Annotated in this window: 12 protein-coding genes; 11 read left to right on the top strand and 1 reads right to left on the bottom strand. The window is 67.2% G+C overall.

Annotation, left to right across the window (positions count from 1 at the left end):
* Positions 1 to 445: 445 nt before the first annotated feature.
* Genes G5S42_RS38340 through G5S42_RS38290 form a run of 11 tightly spaced genes read left to right on the top strand, consistent with a single transcriptional unit; the run spans position 446 to position 16,712 of the window.
* Entirely contained in the window at positions 446 to 1,216 is a 771-nt protein-coding gene (locus G5S42_RS38340) for a Coq4 family protein (protein WP_176111892.1), read from the top strand.
* A gap of 17 nt (positions 1,217 to 1,233) precedes the next feature.
* Positions 1,234 to 1,563, top strand: a complete 330-nt coding sequence (locus G5S42_RS38335; RefSeq protein ID WP_176111891.1) for an acyl carrier protein — start codon at positions 1,234 to 1,236, stop codon at positions 1,561 to 1,563.
* Positions 1,560 to 2,477 (top strand): hypothetical protein, encoded by a 918-nt coding sequence (locus G5S42_RS38330; RefSeq protein WP_176111890.1) that lies wholly within the window; start codon positions 1,560 to 1,562, stop codon positions 2,475 to 2,477. Before G5S42_RS38335 ends, G5S42_RS38330 begins: the two co-directional genes overlap by 4 nt.
* Before the next feature lie 26 nt (positions 2,478 to 2,503).
* Positions 2,504 to 3,586 (top strand): SDR family oxidoreductase, encoded by a 1,083-nt coding sequence (locus tag G5S42_RS38325; RefSeq protein WP_176111889.1) that lies wholly within the window; start codon positions 2,504 to 2,506, stop codon positions 3,584 to 3,586.
* An 18-nt stretch (positions 3,587 to 3,604) separates the two neighbouring features.
* Positions 3,605 to 5,266, top strand: coding sequence for a nucleotidyltransferase domain-containing protein (locus tag G5S42_RS38320; RefSeq protein WP_176111888.1), 1,662 nt, complete (start codon positions 3,605 to 3,607; stop codon positions 5,264 to 5,266).
* A gap of 15 nt (positions 5,267 to 5,281) precedes the next feature.
* Positions 5,282 to 8,059 (top strand): phosphoenolpyruvate synthase, encoded by a 2,778-nt coding sequence (locus G5S42_RS38315; RefSeq protein ID WP_176111887.1) that lies wholly within the window; start codon positions 5,282 to 5,284, stop codon positions 8,057 to 8,059.
* Between the two features lie 54 nt (positions 8,060 to 8,113).
* The gene (locus G5S42_RS38310) at positions 8,114 to 9,118 is read left to right on the top strand and encodes a fatty acid desaturase (protein ID WP_176111886.1); all 1,005 of its coding nucleotides are present in this window, start codon (positions 8,114 to 8,116) and stop codon (positions 9,116 to 9,118) included.
* A 16-nt stretch (positions 9,119 to 9,134) separates the two neighbouring features.
* Positions 9,135 to 10,805, top strand: a complete 1,671-nt coding sequence (locus G5S42_RS38305; RefSeq protein ID WP_176111885.1) for a fatty acyl-AMP ligase — start codon at positions 9,135 to 9,137, stop codon at positions 10,803 to 10,805.
* Positions 10,806 to 10,807: 2 nt separating this feature from the next.
* A complete protein-coding gene (locus G5S42_RS38300) occupies positions 10,808 to 11,914 on the top strand; it encodes an efflux RND transporter periplasmic adaptor subunit (RefSeq protein WP_176112023.1) in 1,107 nt (368 codons plus the stop codon).
* Entirely contained in the window at positions 11,911 to 15,156 is a 3,246-nt protein-coding gene (locus G5S42_RS38295) for an efflux RND transporter permease subunit (protein WP_246392361.1), read from the top strand. Before G5S42_RS38300 ends, G5S42_RS38295 begins: the two co-directional genes overlap by 4 nt.
* On the top strand, positions 15,147 to 16,712 hold the full coding sequence (locus tag G5S42_RS38290) for an efflux transporter outer membrane subunit (protein WP_176111884.1): 1,566 nt from the start codon (positions 15,147 to 15,149) through the stop codon (positions 16,710 to 16,712). Before G5S42_RS38295 ends, G5S42_RS38290 begins: the two co-directional genes overlap by 10 nt.
* Here G5S42_RS38290 and G5S42_RS38285 read toward each other — a convergent pair.
* Positions 16,649 to 17,536 carry a class I SAM-dependent methyltransferase gene (locus G5S42_RS38285; protein ID WP_176111883.1) on the bottom strand — a complete coding sequence of 296 codons (888 nt, stop codon included), beginning with the start codon at positions 17,534 to 17,536 and terminating at the stop codon, positions 16,649 to 16,651. The genes G5S42_RS38290 and G5S42_RS38285 overlap by 64 nt on opposite strands.
* Positions 17,537 to 17,603 lie beyond the last annotated feature (67 nt).

Here is a 17,603-nt window from a genome sequence, read left to right as displayed (position 1 = left end):
GCCAGGCATTCTTTTGCTGCGCGAAGTGAGTCCCCGTCAGAGGCAATGACGCAAGCAGGCCGCCAGATTTCAAAAGGCCGGGCCATATATCCGAACGTTTAGATGTTTGGACGTTGGCATGTGAACCGGGCCGGTATCAGACGTCGTGCAGTCGAGCTGCAACCAACAGATCTCCTTCGGATGTTGGACCGGCACCGACATTCAGGAGGCTGAGGGGTTTTCCTCCAACGTGCGTCGGCAATGCGCCGACACCGCTTCAATCCGCGCGATACCCGCCCCGCCTTTTGAGATCTGGGCACTTCGTTCCGTTCTTGCAGGGGATGAGGACGACTTGCGTGGTGCCAACGGATGACTGGCATGAACCCTGCAAAATGCGTCCGCAAGAAGTGGCACCGGTCGATCGCCACTCGTGACCCGCCCTCTTGATCTTTGCCGGGAGCCGCAGATGACAGCAACTTTGAAGGACGACGCGCTGGCGCGACGCCACATCGATTGGCCGCGCGCGTTGCGAGCGATCAAGGCGTTGAGGGAGAACGTAGACGACATTCAGCATGCCTACGAAGTGATGATCGCGCTCGACGGCGGTCAGATGGAGACGATGTACCAGCGCTTTCTGAGCGAGCCGGGCGCCGGCGCGCTGCTTTCGGAACAGCCGTCATTGCTCGATACGCTCGCTGATTCCGACACGCTGCTGCGCTTGCCGCCCGGCTCGTTCGGCCGCGCCTACATGGCGATGATGGAGCGCAGCGGCTACAGCGCCGATGGTCTGCTGCAAGCAAGCCGGCTGGCCGCCGGTCTCGAAGAAATCCTGCCGGGCCCGGACCGTCAGTGGTTCATCGAGCGCAGCGGCTGCATTCATGACCTGCTGCACGTGTTGACGGGCTATGGACAGGACTGGGCCGGCGAGACCTCGCTTCTCGCATTCGACTGCGGCCTCGAACCGATGCGCGCGCGCATCGTCGGTCTGCTCGGCACCGCGTTGACCGCGCCGTGGTGGCCGAACTTCTGGGTCCATCGTTTTCTGCACCGCGCATGGCTGCGTGGCAAGCGCGCGCGCATTCCCCTCTCATACCGCTGGGAACAAGCGTTGGAGCGACCGCTCGCACTCGTCCGCCTGCAACTGGCGATCGAGCCGGTCGCGCTCGCGCATCCCCAGGGCATCCTGGCCGGTGGCCAGACTCTGCCGTGGCGCTACGCCGCGCCGAGCAACGCGTGAACGGAAAGGAACCCAGCATGGCCAGCACACCGAAAAATGCGTCGCTGCGCAACACCGTATTCGGCATCGTACGCACGCAGTTGCTGCGCGTCTGCCGCGAGCATCAGCGCGACTTCAACGCAGAGATTCACCTCGAGAGTTCGCTGATCGCCGATCTCGGCCTCGACTCGCTATCGCTCGTCGAAGCGGTGGTCGCAGTCGAGCAGGCGTTCGGCATCGACCGTCTGCCGCTAGAAGCGTTGAACGAAGAACACGCCGAAACGTATTTCACGGTCGGCTCGCTCGTGGACCTGTGCATCCGGCACGCCGCCATCCGCGTGGACGCCAACGAGGGGATGCGTACATGAGCCCGCGCCTTTCGCTGGCCACCGCGCAGGCAAGACGTGGCCGGCTTGCGGCCGCGGCAGCTGCCGTCGGCAACACGCTCGGCCGCTTGCCGCTGGCCGCCGAAGCGCTGCCGATCGCCGGCGCGTTCGTCTGCTCGCTGCTGCTGTACGGACGGATCGCCGGCGTCGCCGTTGAACCGGGCTGGCGTGTGCTGGCCGGCCTCGTGTCCTTTCTCCTGCTGTTCGTCCAGCTTCGCTTGATCGACGATCTCGACGATCTCGAACGCGACTATCCCGCCGGGCACGCGCTGTTGGCGCGCCGCGAGGCACGACGCACACGTCTCGTCGCCAGCCTCGCGACCAGCGCGCTGCTGCTCGTTGCGCTGAACACCGGCATGGAGCACGCGAGGACGGCCGCCGCTGCCGCCACCGCCCTCGCCTTCGCCGCGCCGTTCGTATTCAAGCGGCTGCTCCCGAGCAGCCCGCTGCTGTGCTTTCCCGCATTCGAGGGGGCGCCCTTCGCGGTCTTCATGTACGGCTATTTCTGGTGGCGCGACATGGCTGGCCGCGAACTGAGCTTCTATGCCGTGATGTGCGTAGCGGGCTCGATGTGGACCGGCTACGAATTCTGGAAGTTCTCGCGCAAAGTCGGCACCACCGCACTGCAGCCCTATCACCTGTCGGCGCGCGAAATCCGCGTCGCGCTGAATGTCCTGCTGATGCTGGCGCTCGGCATCAACGTGTCGCTGTCGCGCCTCGCAGGCCTGTCGCAAACCTATTCGATCTATGCGGCGACGCTGCCACTCGTATGGCTCGTCTGGCTCAACGCGAGTCGGCCGGGCCCCGCGAGCAGGCCGGGCCGGCCACGCTGGGCGGGCACGCGCTTCATCGTCGCCGTCGAGCTCGGAATGCTGGCCGAGATTTTCCTCAAATGACACGCAACCCTGGATGGTCACCCACGATGAATAAGCACGTTCTCGTCACCGGTGCGCGAGGTCTGTTGGGCGCCGAAGTGATCGCCCGGCTCACGGCAATGGGCTACCCGGTCGTCGCATTCTTGCGCTCCGAAGGACCGGTTGTCCGCAACGACGGCACGCCGCTCGCGGCAACCACGTACGACGGCCACACGCCTTCGGCCGGAACCTTCGCATGTGTGCGGGGCGACGTCGCCGAACCCCACCTTGGGCTCGACCCGCACACCTACGAGGCGCTGCGCGCGACGACGGGCACGATCGTCCACTGTGCCGCGCTCACCAGCTTCGGCCGCAAGCCCGAGGTCTACGACGCGATCAACTTTCGCGGCACCGAGCGCATCGTCGAGTTCGCGCAACCTCGCGACGAAGCGCCGATTCCGCTGCTCTACGTGAGCACCGCCTATGTCTGCGGCGAGCGTCCCGGCGTGTTCAGCGAGGACGATCTGGACCTCGGCCAGCGGCTGGGCAACCCGTATGAGCAGAGCAAGTACCGCGCGGAACAATCGGTGCGGGCGGCGATGCGCAGCGGTCTGCCGGCCGCGGTGCTGCGCCCGTCGATCATCGTCGGCGACTCGGCGAGCGGCGTGATCCGCAAGTTCGACACGCTCTACACCGTCGTGCGCCTGACGGCCGCGGGACTCGTGCGCACGATGCCCGGCGACTACGGCGCGACGCTGAACATCGTGCCGATCGACTGGGTCGCCGACTGCGTCGTCGAGGCACTGGTGAAGTTCCCGCTGGTGCGCGGACGCACGCTGCATCTGACCTCGGGCGCGCCGACCACGCTGCGCGAAATCAACGACGTCTGCGCGGAGTTCCCGTCGTTTCACGTGCCTCGCTATGTGCCGCGGCATGTGTTCGACGCCGCCGCGATGAAGCCGCTCGAGCGGCGCTACTACGACGAGGTCGTGAAGCTGTACGAGTCGTACCTGACGCGCCAGGTGCGCTTCGCACGCGACGCAACCGCCGCGATCCTGCCGGCCCTGCCTCGCGCGACGGGCAAAACGCTGCTGCGCAGGATCTTCCGTTATGGGATCGCGGCGGGCTACTTCGTGCCGCGCACGGCTTGACGCTCAGGGAGCCTAACCATGTTGATGACCGATCCGATTCTCGCCGAGCTCTGGCAAAAAGCGCGCACCGCGTTGAGCGCCCAGTTCGAACAGCGGGCACCGAGCGCCGTCTTTCTCGAAGGCTCGATCGCCGAAGGTTTCGGCAACGAGCGCTCCGATGTCGACTTCGTCGCGATCGTCGATAGCGGGCTGGAGCCGGCCACGATGCCGTACATCCTGTTCATCGACGGCCGCCGCATCGAAGTCAGGTTGCTGAGTCCGGCGCGCCTGCGCCGCGAGCTCGCGCAGGTACGCGCAGCGCTCGGCAAAGGGCGTCGCGCGGTCGCGCGCCTGTCGTGGAATCTGCTCGAACGGTGCCAGCGCTTCATCGGCGCGCTGCCGATCGACAACCCGGCATTGATCGAAACGCTGCAAGCGGAGCTTGGCCGCGACGCGCTCTGCGAGGCGGTGGCGCTGTGGTTCGAGGATTTCGCGCGCCAGACCGGCCGCTATGCGGTCGCGATGTTCGCGCTCGGCGAGCCCGACTACGCCCGCGCCTGGATCAGAACCGCCGCGTTTCATGCGGCGAAGAGTCATGTGGCGCGGCTCGGCGAGTGCTACATGAGCCCGAAATGGCTGTCGCTGCAACTCGAACGCGCGGCTGTCGACGCGGGTCTCGCCGGCCGTCTGTGGAACCTGCTACACGCGCCGCGCGAGCATGGCGCCGAAAGCGCGTTCCTCGCGGCGGGGGTCGCGCTGCTCCGCGAGTTCGGCGTCGGCGGTGTGAGCCTCGCGGGGAAGAACGTGCTGATCGGCCCAGGCAAGGACGCGACGACCTGGCAGATCGGCGAACGGGTCCATGTGCTGCGAGGCAGCGACGTCTTTGCGCTCGACGACGAAGCCGCCCAGGCCTGGCGTGCGATCACCTTCGACACCCCATGCACGGCCATCGCCAGCCGTGGCGACGCGCAGGCGGCGAGCCGGCAGCGCGCGCTGATCGCGGACTTCAGCCGGCTGGGTCTCGTCAGCCTGCGCTGGAAGGGCAGCGGAGAAATCCACGCACGACAGCAGGCGACTTCGACGCCGGTGTCCCGTGCGCCGTTGATCTCGATCGACGGCGCACGCCTCGCGGCCGGCCGCGCGAGCGGTGCCCAGTTGCTGCCGATGCCCGCCGGGCGCTTCGCCGAAGTGGGCCTCGAGATGGTCTGGGCCAACATCGGCCTCGAAAATGCGCGCGAGGACGCCCAGGGCGCACTGCGGCGCGGCCAATGGAAGGTGCTCGAGTACGCGCTGCAACGGATGATGCAAACCGCCTGCATGGTCACGCTCGGCGCGCACGGCGTGACGCCGCAGTCCACGATGGAAGAAGCGACGCTCGACGCGATCCGGCTGCTGCCTCTCGATGCGGCGCTGATCGACGGCATCCGCGAACTCGAACAGTGCTCGATCGGATCGGCACCGGATGCCGAGCGTTACGTCGCGCTGGCCGATGAGCTCGCGCAGCGTCTGCGCAACCTCGGCGGCGACCCGCAGTTTCCGGCGAGCTTCGATACGGCGTCGGGCTGGCGCGGCACGATCCACGCCGCCTACGACTGGATCAACCTCGGTGCGCATCTGCACGCGCGCTTTCCGCAGACCGCTCACGGCGGACGCGGTACCGCCGAGGAAGCAAGAGACCTGCTCGCTTCGTCGAGCACCTGAGCAACGGGGACCTCAATGAATTTCGACACCATTGCGCGCGCATGCGGCGAATTCGAAGCGGGCAAGAGCTACGCACAGCACGAGAGCTTCGACGCAAGCAGCAGCGCCGGCCCAACAGCATCGCCACGTTTGATCCTCACCGCGGCAAGTCCCGCCGAAGCCATCGAGCGGCTCGCCGGCAACAAGGGACGGTCGCTTCATCGGCTGGCGAACCTCGGTGTAGCGGTGCCGCACTGGGCGATCCTCGGCACCGACTGCTTTGCGGAGTTCCGCCGCGACGGCGGCCTCGATCAAACCATCGCCACGCTGCTCAGCGACTTCACGCCCGCCAACGCCGCCGCGATCGCGAGCAGGATTTGCGAGGCCGTGCTGACGTGCGACATCAGCGCCGCGTTGCGCGCCGACATTGCACGCGCGCACGATGCGATCGGAGACGGACCGCTCGCGGTGCGTTCGTCAGGTGTCGAAGAAGACAGCGCGAGCTTCTCGTTCGCAGGCCAGTTCGACACGTTCCTCGATGTACGCGGGCTCGACTCGACACTCGAACACGTGCGCCGGTGCTGGGCCTCCGCGTATTCCGAGCGCTCGCTGCGCTACCGGCATCAGCACGGACTCGACATGGCCGGCGCCGGCATGGCCGTGATCCTGCAGCGCCTCGTGCAAGCGGACACGAGCGGCGTCGTGTTCACCATCAACCCGGCCAACGGCAACCGCGACGAGCTGGTGCTGAGCGCCGTCTACGGGCTCGGCGAAGGACTCGTGTCGGGCGCCGTCGACGCCGACACGATCACCGTGGACCGCCACACCGGGCAGCACAAGCAGGTGGTGATCGGTGAAAAACGCGAGCGTCATGACGGCCGCCGCATCCGCGAGGTGCCGGCCGCGCTGCGCGATGCAGCGGCCCTTTCCAACGACGAGATCGAGCGCGTCGTGGCAGCGGCCCGCACGCTCGAAAGCAGGTTCGGCGAGCCGCTCGATATTGAATGGTGTATCGCGGAGCACCAGTTGTGGATTCTGCAGGCGCGCCCGGTGACCACGCCGGTCGCACCGGCCGCATCGCGGACCGGCGAATTCCAGCTGTGGGACAACTCCAACATCGTCGAGAACTATCCCGGCGTGACCACGCAGCTGACCTTCACCTTCGCGCAGCACGTCTATGCGCAGGTGTTCCGCGAGTTCTGCCGGCTGCTCGCGATTCCGCACAAGCAGCGGCGCGAGATGGACGGCTTCCTCGGCTCGACGCTCGCGTTCCTGAACGGGCGCGTGTACTACAACCTGCTGCACTGGTACAAGCTGTCCGGGCTCGCGCCGTTCCAGGACCTCGGACGCAAGATGATGGAAGTCCAGATGGGCGTCGACGAGCCGCTCGATCTGGCGAGCTTCGCCGAGCTGATCGCGCCGTACAAGGCCGGCTCGCGCGCTGGGCTCGCCTGCATCCGCGCCGTGAGCGGCACGAAGTTCGCGTGGCACTTCGCGCGGCTGGAGCGCAACGTCGAGCGCTTCCGCGCGTTCTTCTATCCGGTCTACGACGAGTTCAACGCGTTCGACTATCGCTCGCATCCCGCCGATGCCGTCTATGCGCACTACTGCCGCTTCGAGCGGGCGCTGCTGGCACGCTGGGGCATGATGATCGTGCTCGAATCGGCGATCGGTCTAAGTTACGGCGTGCTCAGGCGCCTGATCAAGCGGTGGATTGCCGATGCGCCCGACTGGCTCGAAGTGGCGGTGATCGGCGGCATGGACGACATCGAGTCGATCGAGCCGGTCCGCAGGCTGGCCGCGCTGGCGGAAGCCGTGCGGTCGAAGCCGCGGGTCGAAGCGCTGATCCGCAACACGCCGTCAGCCGAAGCGTATGCGGCGCTGCGCGAATGCGGCGCGCCGGAGATCGTCGCCGACGTCGAGCGCTACCTCGCCGACTTCGCGTACCGCAGCAACAACGAGCTGAAGCTCGAAGAACCCGATCTGCGCGAAGACCCGGGCGTGCTGTTCGATATGTTGAAGGCCTCGCTCGCGCATGGCGCCGCGACGATCGATCGCAGCGCCACCGAAGCGCGCATCGACGCGTTGTTGCGTGAGCGGCTTAATCCGCTGCAGCGCTGGATCTTTGCCCGCGCACGCAGCCGCGTGCGCGCCGCGATCCGGGCGCGCGAGACCGTGCGCTTTTGCCGTTCGCGCGCGTTCGGGGTCGCGCGCCGGATGTTCCGCGCGATCGGCGAGGGTCTCGCCGCCGACGGCGTGCTGGCCACAGGCCGCGACATCTTCCATCTGCGTCTCGACGAAATTCGCGGCTGCTTCGAAGGCACCGTGTCCCACCGCGAACTGCGCCCGCTCATCGAGCAGCGCAAGCGCGACGACGCGAGGTATCGCGCGATGGATGATCTGCCGCCACGCTTCCTCACGCATGGTCCCGTAGCGGCCTGGCTCAGCAAGCCGGCGAACCTCGCCGCGCTGCACGCGGCGCCCGCCCATGCGGCCGGCGCGACGCTGCGCGGCACGCCCTGCTCGCCGGGCTTCGCCGAAGGGCGCGCGAAGGTCGTGCGCGAAGCGAACGAATTCGACGGCGGCATCCTCGTCACCTATCGGACCGACCCCGGCTGGGTCCCGGTATTCGCGTCGGCGACCGGCCTGCTGATCGAGCGCGGCAGTCCGCTGACCCATGCCGCAATCGTCGCACGCGAAATCGGCATCCCGACCGTCGTGCAGATTCCGGGCCTCACCACGCGCGTGCAGTCGGGCATGCAACTCAAGGTCGATGGCCATAGCGGCGTGATCGAACTGCCCGAGCCGACCTGAAACGAATCCCTACCTCCTGACTGACCACTGCAACCGCCCCTGAAGGAAACTGCCATGTACCGCCTGCTCAACGATCGTCGCGACCTGCCGCATCTGTGGCTCTACATCGAGTGCGCGCTGATATTCATCCCCGCCGCAGCCGTGCTGTATTGGCTCGGCCACTTTCCCTGGTGGGCGGGCGTGGCCTATGTGCTGGTCTGGAACATGTTCGGCGACCGCTTCACGATGAGCTACCACTGCACGCTGCATCGGCGGCTCTTCAGGAAGAAGTACCGTGCGCTCGAAATCCTGCTCGACTGGGTGCTGTGCCCGTTCTTCGGCCAGACGCCGGGCACGTTCTATGTCCATCACATGGGCATGCATCACATCGACGACAACCTGCCACGCGACCTGAGTTCGACGATGCGGTTTCAGCGCGATAGCGTCATCGGCTTTCTGCACTACTACCTGCGCTTCGCCGCGCTGGTGCCGGTCGAGCTCAGCGTCTATCTGTGGCGCTCGCGCAATACGAAGCTGATGCGCCAACTGCTCGTCGGTGAGATCGCGTTCTACGCGGCGATCGGCGCGGCCGCGTACTGGAACCTGCGGGCGACGCTGGTCGTGTTCGTGTTTCCGTTCGTGTTCGTGCGGCTGATGATGATGATCGGCAACTGGGTCCAGCACGCGTTCATCGACCCCGATCATCCGGACAACCCGTACACGAGCAGCACCAATACGATCGACTCGCGTTTCAATGCGCGCGTCTTCAACGCCGGTTATCACATCTACCACCACGTCCGCAAAGGCACGCACTTCAGCGAGCTCACGAAGGAGTTCGCCGCGAACCTGGAGAAGTACGGTCACGAGGATGCGGTCGTGTTCGATCGCATCGACATCGCGCAGATCTGGCTGCTGCTCGTCACGCGTCAGCACCGCAAGCTCGCCAGGCATTTCGTGCGCTTGCCGGGCGCGCCGGTGCGCAGCGACGACGAGGTGATCGCGCTCTTGCGCCGCCGTCTGCAGCCGATCCGCGACTGGTCGCCCGCTGCTTCGCTCGATCACGGAATCTCGACCAAGTAAGCGGGGAGCCGTCACCATGAACCTGACGCTAGTCGATGCCGTTTCAGCGCTGCCGCGCGGCGACGCTCGAGGCCTTCGTTTTGTCTCCTCGCACGGCGACGAGCACTACTATCCGTATGAGGCGCTCGAGCGCGAGGCACGCCAGCGTGCGAAAAAGCTCGTGGCACTCGGCCTGAACAAGGGCGACCGTATCGCGCTCGTGATCCTCGACCCGGAAGCGTTCATCCTGAGCTTCCTCGGCGCGTCGTTCGCCGGTCTGGTGCCGGTCCCGATCTTTCCGCGCGGAAGCCTGAACTTCAGAACCCGCGAACGCTACGCCGAAACCGTCAGTCACATCGTGCGCTCGGCAGGCGCGCGGATGCTGCTGACGTCGAACTCGACACGCGAGACTATCGAGGACGTGCTGGCCGCCGACACCGGCCTCGAATGCATCGTGACCGTCGAAGCGCTGCTCGACGGCGAGCCGCCCGCCTGCGATTTGCCCGCGCTGCATCCCGATGACCTGTGTTTCCTGCAATACACGTCGGGCAGCACGTCGCTGCCGAAAGGCGTGATGGTCACGCATCGCAATCTGATCGCGAATGCGACAGCGTTCCTCGGACCGCGCGGCATCGATCTGCACGAGCAGGACGTCTATGTGAGCTGGCTGCCGCTGCACCACGACATGGGACTCATCAGCGTGCTGGGCGCGCTGATCTGCGACTTGCCGAGCGTGCTGCTAGCAACCGAAGCATTCGTGCGCCGGCCTGGCCTGTGGATGGAGGCGATCACGAAGTACCGCGGCACGATCAGCTTCGCGCCGAACTTCGCGTATGCGCTCGCCGCGCGCCGCACCCGCGACCAGGATCTCGAAGGCCTCGACCTGAGCCGACTGCGCGTGGCCGGCTGCGGCGCCGAGCCGATCAACGCGCAAGCGCTGCGCCAGTTCTCCGCGCGCTTCGAGCCGGCCGGCTTTCGCGCCGAAGCGCTGCTGCCGTGCTACGGGATGGCCGAGGCAACACTCGCGATCACGTTTCACGAGCACGGCCAGCCGATCGTCACCGACGTCGTCTATGCGGCACCGCTGGGGCTCGGTCGAGCGATACCGGCCGCGCGTGATACCAGCTTGCGCACGATCGAACTGGTCGGCTGCGGCCATTGCTTTCCCGGACACGAGCTGCGGATCGTCGACGAATCCGGACGTGCGTTGCCCGAACGCTGCGTCGGCGAGATCGTCACGCGCGGGCCCAGCATCACCGTGGGCTACTACGGCCTCACCGAAGCGAGCGCCGACGCGTACCGCGACGGCTGGCTGCAGACCGGCGATCTCGGCTACGTCGCGGGCGACCAGCTCTATATCTGCGGCCGCAGCAAGGACCTGATCGTGATTCACGGCTCGAACCTCTATCCGCAGGACATCGAATGGGCGGTGGCCGAGTTGCCGAGCGTGCAAAGCCGCGGCGTGATCGCGTTCAGCGTGATGCGCGACGGCGACGAGACGCTGGTCGTCTGCGCCGAGGGCAAGCCCGCGGAGGCCACGGCGCTGCGCCGTGCGATCGCGCAGAAGGTCGCCGAATGCGCGGGCCTGCAGGTCGGTCACGTCGCGATCGTACAGGCGGGCAGCTTGCCGCGGACTTCGAGCGGCAAGGTGCAGCGCCGCCGGACCAAGGCGCAGTTCGAAGCCGGCGAGCTGGAGGAACACTCGTGAGCATGCGCTGGCGCGAGATCATGCTGACGGTGTCGGGCGCACTCGCGCTCGCCGCCTGTCACGCGAAAGAAGCCGAGGTGACGCTGCCGCGCCCGGTCATCGCGGTGGTCGTGCATCGGGACAGCAAGCCCGTGCTCGCGACGCTGCCGGGCGAAGTCAACGCACGCTATGCGACACCGCTGTCGTTTCGCGTCGCCGGCAAGCTGGTCGAGCGGAAGGTGCGGCTCGGCGATACGGTCACGGCCGGCCAGGTGATCGCGCGGCTCGATGCCGACGACGCGCAGCGCAGCCTCGCGAGCGCGCAGGCCCAATTGATGGCGGCGCAGCATCGGCTCACCTTCGCCGAGCAGCAACTCGATCGCGACCGCGCGCAGGCGCAGGAACAGCTGATCTCGACGACGCAGCTGGAGCAGACCCAGGATGCGTATGTGGCGGCCGCCGCGCAGCGCGATCAGGCGGTACAGCAATTCGCGCTGCTGAAGAATCAGACCCAATACACGGTCCTCACGGCGGACCATGCCGGCGTCGTCACCGCCGAAGACGCCGATACCGGGCAGAACGTCGCGGCGGGACAGCCGGTCTACCACCTCGCGTGGTCCGGCGAGGTCGATGTCCTCTGCGACGTGCCCGAGAGCCTGCTGAACGCGCTGGCGGTCGGCAGCGCGGCCAGCGTGTCGCTGCCGGCCGTCACGGACCGACGCTTCACCGCGCACGTCCGGGAGCTGTCGCCGGCAGCAGATCCCGGCAGCCGCACCTATCGCGCGAAACTGACGCTCGATGCGCCAGGCCCCGAAGTCCGCCTCGGCATGACGGCCACCATCACCTTCGCCGACGCGTCCGGCGAGGCGCAAGCGGACGACCCGATCACGCTGCCCGCCAGCGCGCTCTTTCACGACGGCAACGCGCCGGCCGTCTGGGTCGTGCGGCCCGGCGACGAGGCGCTGGAACTGCGCCGGGTCCAGGTGGGCCGCTATGACGACCGCACGATCTCCGTCGCGCGAGGCCTCACCGACGGCGAGCGCGTCGTGCTGCAAGGCGTGCACACAGTCAGCGCCGGCGAAACCGTGCGCGCAGTTGCGCCGTTGCATCCCGAGGACTTCGCATCATGAGAGCGCTGTTTGGCCAGGGGCCCGACGGAGCGGGCGGCCCCGGTGAACCGGGTGGACCGCGGCGGCCAGCAGCGGACGACACCGGCCGCTTCAATCTGTCCGCGTGGGCAATCCGCAACCAGGCGCTCGTCTTTTTCGCCGTCGTGCTCGCGACGCTGTTCGGCGTGCTCGCCTATTCCCGGCTCGGACAATCGGAGGACCCGCCGTTCACGTTCCGCGCGATGGTGATCCGCACCTTCTGGCCCGGCGCGACCGCGCGCCAGGTCGAGGAGCAGGTGACCGACCGGATCGGCCGCAAGCTGCAGGAGACGCCGCATCTCGACTATCTGCGCAGTTACTCGCGTCCCGGGGAATCGCTGATCGTCTTCACGATGAAAGACTCCGCGCCGGTGAGCGAGGTGCGCGACACGTGGTACGAGGTGCGCAAGAAAATCGGCGACATCGCGGATACGCTGCCGCCCGGCGTGCGCGGGCCGTACTTCGACGACGAATTCGGCGACGTCTACACGAACATCTATACGCTAGCCGGCGACGGCTTCTCGCCGGCCCAACTGCACGACTATGCGGACGAACTGCGCGGCGTGCTGCTCCGTGTGCCCGGTGTCGCGAAAGTCGATTATTTCGGCGACCCCGACGAGCACATCACGATCGAGATTCCCAACGCGCAATTGACGCGGCTCAGCATCACGCCGCAACAGCTCGCGCGGGCGATCAACGCGCAAAACGCGGTCACGCCGAGCGGCACGCTCACCACCGCGTTCGATCGCGTGTTCGTGCGTCCGAGCGGCCAGTTCACCGACCTGACGGCGATGAGCGACACGCTGATCGACATCAATCACCGCCTCGTTCGTCTTGGCGACATTGCGACGATCAAGCGCGGCTACGACGATCCGCCGGTCTCGCAGGTTCGCACCAACGGCCGGCCGGTGCTCGCCATCGGCATCACGATGCAGACTGGCGGCGATGTGATTCAGCTCGGCAAGCTGCTCGACGCGAAGACGGCCGAATTGCGCGCGCGTCTGCCCGCGGGGCTCGAACTCGTCCAGGTGTCGAGCATGCCGCACGCGGTCTCGCACTCGGTCAACGGCTTTCTGCGCGCCGCCGCCGAAGCGATCGTGATCGTGCTGGCCGTGAGCCTCATCTCATTGGGCTGGCGCGCCGGCGTGGTTGTGGCGATCTCGATCCCGGTCGTGCTCGCGGTCACCGCGCTATGCATGAATGGGTTCGATATCGGCCTGCACAAGATCTCGCTCGGCACGCTGGTCCTCGCACTGGGGCTGCTCGTCGACGATGCGATCATCGCGGTCGAGATGATGGCAGTGAAGCTCGAACAGGGATGGGGCCGCGCGAGGGCCGCGGCGTTCGCCTACAGCAGCACCGCGTTTCCGATGCTGACGGGAACCCTGGTCACGGTGGCGGGATTCCTGCCGATCGCGCTGGCGAAATCGGCCACTGGCGAATACACGCGCTCGATCTTTCAGGTGTCCGCGATTGCGCTGGTTGCTTCGTGGTTCGCGGCGGTCGTGCTGATTCCGTTGCTCGGCTATCACCTGCTGCCCGAACGCAAGGACATCGCGCGCGAGACGCCGCCTCGGCGCGCGCTTCGCAAGCTGCGCCGGCGCGACGACGCGCAGACGCGCCGCGCCCCGCTGGCGGCGCCGCGCGCGCCCCGCTTTCATGACCGCCTGCGCGACTGCATCGCGTGGTGCGTGAAGCGCCGCCTCGTCGTGATTGGCGTCACGGCTGCGCTGTTCGTCGTCGCGTTGGCCGGCTTCGCGCTCGTGCCGCAACAGTTCTTCCCGAGCTCCGAGCGTCCCGAGCTGCTCGTCGACATGCGGCTGCCCGAAGGTGCGTCGTTCGAAGCGACGCTGCGCGAAGCCGCGCGCCTCGAAAAGACGCTAGCCGGCCGGCCCGAGATCGATCATCTGGTCGACTTCGTCGGCACGGGCGCGCCGCGCTTCTATCTGCCGCTCGACGTCCAGATGCCCCAGCCGAACTTCGCGCAGCTCGTGATCACCGCCAGGTCCGTCGACGACCGCGAAAAGCTCGAACGCTGGCTCGCGAGCACGCTGCAAAACAGCTTTCCCGCCGTACGTGCGCGCGTTTCGCCGCTCCAGACGGGACCCTCGGTCGGCTATCCGGTGCAGTTTCGCGTCAGCGGAAACGACCTTGCCACCGTGCGGGAAATCGCGGAAAAAGTCGCGGCGACGATGAAGGCCGATGCCCGCACGACGGGCGTGCATTTCGACTGGGACGAACCCGGCGAACGCTCGGTGCGCTTCGAGATCGACCAGCAGAAGGCGCGCGAGCTCGGTGTCACGTCGGAAGACGTGGCGAGCTTCCTCGCGATGACGCTATCGGGCTATACGTTCACGCAGTACCGGGTGCGCGACCGGTTGATCAGCGTCGACCTGCGCGCGCCCCAGCGTGAGCGGGTCGATCCCGCCGAGATCGTGAACCTCGCGATGCCGACGCCGAACGGCCCGGTTCCGCTCGGCACGCTCGCGCACCTGCACAACGAACTCGAATACGGGGTGATCTGGGACCGCGACCGTCAACCGACGATCACGGTCCAGGCCGACGTGCGCGGCAACGCGCTGGACCTCGACGTGACCCAGGCGATCGATCGGACGCTTGCGCCGCTGCGCGCGTCGCTGCCGATCGGCTATCGGATCGAGACCGGCGGCGCGGGCGAGATCAGCGGCAAGGCGCAGGCGTCGGTGATCGCGCAGCTGCCGCTGATGCTCGTGGTGGTGCTGACGCTGCTGATGATTCAACTGCGCAGCTTTGCGCGCGTGCTGATGGTCGTGCTCACCGCGCCGCTGGGGCTGATCGGCGTGGTCGCCGCACTGCTGCTGTTCGGCAAGCCGTTCGGCTTCGTCGCGATGCTCGGCGTCATTGCGATGTCCGGAATCATCATGCGCAACTCGGTGATTCTCGTCGATCAGATCGAACGCAATATCGCCGCGGGCCAGGGGCGCTTCGATGCGATCGTAAGCGCCACGGTCCGGCGCTTCCGCCCGATCATGCTGACCGCCGCGGCCGCCGTGCTCGCGCTGATCCCGCTGCTGCAATCGGCCTTCTTCGGACCGATGGCGACCGCACTGATGGGCGGCATCACAGGCGCGACCGTGCTGACGCTGTTCTTCGTTCCCGCGCTCTATGCGACCGCGTTCAAGGTGCGGCACTTCGAACGCGGTGTGCGAACCGCGTCCTCGACAATCGAATACACGTGGAGCTGATCGTGCGCACAGACTGCAACCCTATCGACGGGCCGGCGAGCGCGCCGCATTTCACTGACGCGCCGCGTCGAGCGCGGGCGGTGGCGACCCATCGCTGGCGCGCGGCGTTCGGCGCGGCCGCTGTGATCGCGCTTGGCGCATGCTCGTTCGGTCCGAGCGGCGAGCCGCCGGCGATGCCCTCGCCCGCCCATTACGGCGCCGAGCCGCAGCCCGCGCAAACCGTCGAGGCGCTCGGTGTAGCACAGCGCTTCACCACCGGCGCGCAGCCGGTGCCGCAATGGTGGCGGCTGTTCGGCTCGACGACATTGAACGACCTCGTCGAAGAAGGCCTGCGCAACAGCCCGACGCTCGCCGCCGCCGACAAGCACCTGGCCGCCGCGCACGAACAACTGCGCGCGCAGATCGGCGCCACGCTGCTGCCGTCGGTCGATCTGGTCGCGCAGGCCTCGCGCGGACGCGATCTCGGCATTCCGGTTCCCGGCGCGCCGAATACGCTGCTTTACAACGAGTTCATCGGCGTGGTCCAGGCGCAATACACGTTCGACCTGTTCGGCGCGGTGCGCAAGGCCAACGCGGCGCGCTCCGCGCGGGTCGACATCGATGCGTATCAACGCGAAGCCGCGCGCCGCGCGCTGGCCACCAACATCGTCACGGCGACGATCGAGGCGGCGATGCTGCGCGCCGAGATCGATGCGACCGAGCGCCTGATCGTGCTGGCGGGCGATCAGGCTCACGATACCGAACGGCATTACCAGCTCGGGTCGCTGACGCGCGGCGACGTGTCGGCTGCGCGGCAAAGCACCGCCGCGCTCCAGGTCAGCGCGGCCGATCTGCGGCAACGGCTGACCGTGACCCGACACGCGCTTGCGGTGCTGCTCGGCCGCACGCCCGACGCGGCGCCGCCCGAGCCCGATCTGGCGAGCCTGCATTTGCCGCAGGACGTGCCGGTCGTGCTGCCATCGGACCTGTTGCGCTCACGGCCCGATATCGCGGCCGCCGAGGCGGCGCTGAAAGCCGCCGCGAACGACGTCGGCGTCGCCACCGCACAGCTCTTTCCGAGCCTGACGCTGAACGCATCGATGGGACAAGGCGGGTTCAGCTGGCCGCTCGCGCTGTCGGGCGCCGGCGCGATCTGGAGCATCGCCACGACGATGTCGCAAGCGCTGTTTCATGGCGGCGCGCTCGTCGCGCAGCGGCGCGCGGCAATCGATACCTACGAGGCCGCCGTGTTCGAGTACAAGCAGACCGTGCTGGCCGCGTTCGAGAACGTCGCCGACACGCTTGCGTCGCTCGAACACGACGCGCAGGCGCTCGAAGCCGCGAGCGGCGCTGCCCGCGACGCACGCGAGACGTTCGACGATGCCACGTCACGTCACCGGCTCGGCGCGCTGCCCGCTGCCTCCGCTCGCGGCGGCGAGCAGCAGTACGAAGCAGCGAGGCTGGAAGAAATCCGCCTGGTCGGCCGGCGCCTGGCCGATACGGCGACGCTGTTTCAGGCGATGGGCGAGTTGCCGCCGGGCAACACCCAGACACCCGAGCATCTGGCCGGCAAGTGATCCGCGCGCCGCGCCCGACGGCGCGCGCTTGCGTTCAAGCCTGCGGGTTGCCGCGGAACGCCGACAAGATAAGTCAGACCGAGCGGCGAGCCCTGCACCGGCAGCGTGCCGATGTCCCAATCGAAGCTCTGCTGATCCGGAATACTCGCGACCATCTCACGCAATTCGTCGGGGTTGTAGATGCGCAGCATCGACACGATGCCGTCGAACAGACACAGCAGCGGGATCGCCGGCAGCACATAGGTGAGCGCTAGCCGCGACCAGCGAAACGGTCGGATCAGCGGGGTCAGCGCGAGCATCATCAGCGGCATCACCAGGATGAACACGATACCGAGCAGCCGGTGATCCGCACCCTCGACGACGACGATCGCGCGGCGTTTCGTCACGGCGTCGGCGAGGATCGCGCGCGCATCGTCCGGCCGGAAATGGTGGAACGAGTTGAACATCGTGCGCACGCCGTCGAATCTCGATGGCACGTTCATCGCGTCCACCGGTTCGCTCACATAGGTGACACAGTTGGTCGACCCGGCTGAAATCCGCTCGTACGCGGCGCGATTGGGATAGAAGTCCGTCAACTGCACCATCACGCGGCCGGACAGCGCGAGCAACGGTGCAAGCGTCTGCCATGGCCCGCCGCCGCCCGAGCACAGATCGACGATCCGGTCGCTGCCGACCCGGCGCATCGCCTCGCGCAGCTTGCCCGCGATCACGTTGAAGCCCTTGTGGGAATTGGCCAGAAAGTGCAGCCAGTCCGTCCCGCCGTCACGGAGGGCGCGTGGGCACCACGGCTGGTCTTCGATTTCGAGCAGATGCAGGCGTCGCATGATTACGCGGGCAACCGAGGTAATTGAAAACCACGCCGCTCGGTCAGCCTTGGCGAGCGGCAACTTA

This window comes from Paraburkholderia youngii (assembly GCF_013366925.1).
GTDB classification, from domain to species: domain Bacteria; phylum Pseudomonadota; class Gammaproteobacteria; order Burkholderiales; family Burkholderiaceae; genus Paraburkholderia; species Paraburkholderia youngii.
This window is presented reverse-complemented; position numbering and strand designations above follow the sequence as displayed.

What these genes read in the sequence shown, in the direction of transcription:
- G5S42_RS38340 (WP_176111892.1), top strand. Translation starts at nt 446, where the DNA reads ATGACAGCAACTTTGAAGGACGACGCGCTGGCGCGACGCCACATCGAT.
- G5S42_RS38335 (WP_176111891.1), top strand. Translation starts at nt 1,234, where the DNA reads ATGGCCAGCACACCGAAAAATGCGTCGCTGCGCAACACCGTATTCGGC.
- G5S42_RS38330 (WP_176111890.1), top strand. Translation starts at nt 1,560, where the DNA reads ATGAGCCCGCGCCTTTCGCTGGCCACCGCGCAGGCAAGACGTGGCCGG.
- G5S42_RS38325 (WP_176111889.1), top strand. Translation starts at nt 2,504, where the DNA reads ATGAATAAGCACGTTCTCGTCACCGGTGCGCGAGGTCTGTTGGGCGCC.
- G5S42_RS38320 (WP_176111888.1), top strand. Translation starts at nt 3,605, where the DNA reads ATGTTGATGACCGATCCGATTCTCGCCGAGCTCTGGCAAAAAGCGCGC.
- G5S42_RS38315 (WP_176111887.1), top strand. Translation starts at nt 5,282, where the DNA reads ATGAATTTCGACACCATTGCGCGCGCATGCGGCGAATTCGAAGCGGGC.
- G5S42_RS38310 (WP_176111886.1), top strand. Translation starts at nt 8,114, where the DNA reads ATGTACCGCCTGCTCAACGATCGTCGCGACCTGCCGCATCTGTGGCTC.
- G5S42_RS38305 (WP_176111885.1), top strand. Translation starts at nt 9,135, where the DNA reads ATGAACCTGACGCTAGTCGATGCCGTTTCAGCGCTGCCGCGCGGCGAC.
- G5S42_RS38300 (WP_176112023.1), top strand. Translation starts at nt 10,808, where the DNA reads ATGCGCTGGCGCGAGATCATGCTGACGGTGTCGGGCGCACTCGCGCTC.
- G5S42_RS38295 (WP_246392361.1), top strand. Translation starts at nt 11,911, where the DNA reads ATGAGAGCGCTGTTTGGCCAGGGGCCCGACGGAGCGGGCGGCCCCGGT.
- G5S42_RS38285 (WP_176111883.1), bottom strand. Translation starts at nt 17,536, where the DNA reads ATGCGACGCCTGCATCTGCTCGAAATCGAAGACCAGCCGTGGTGCCCA.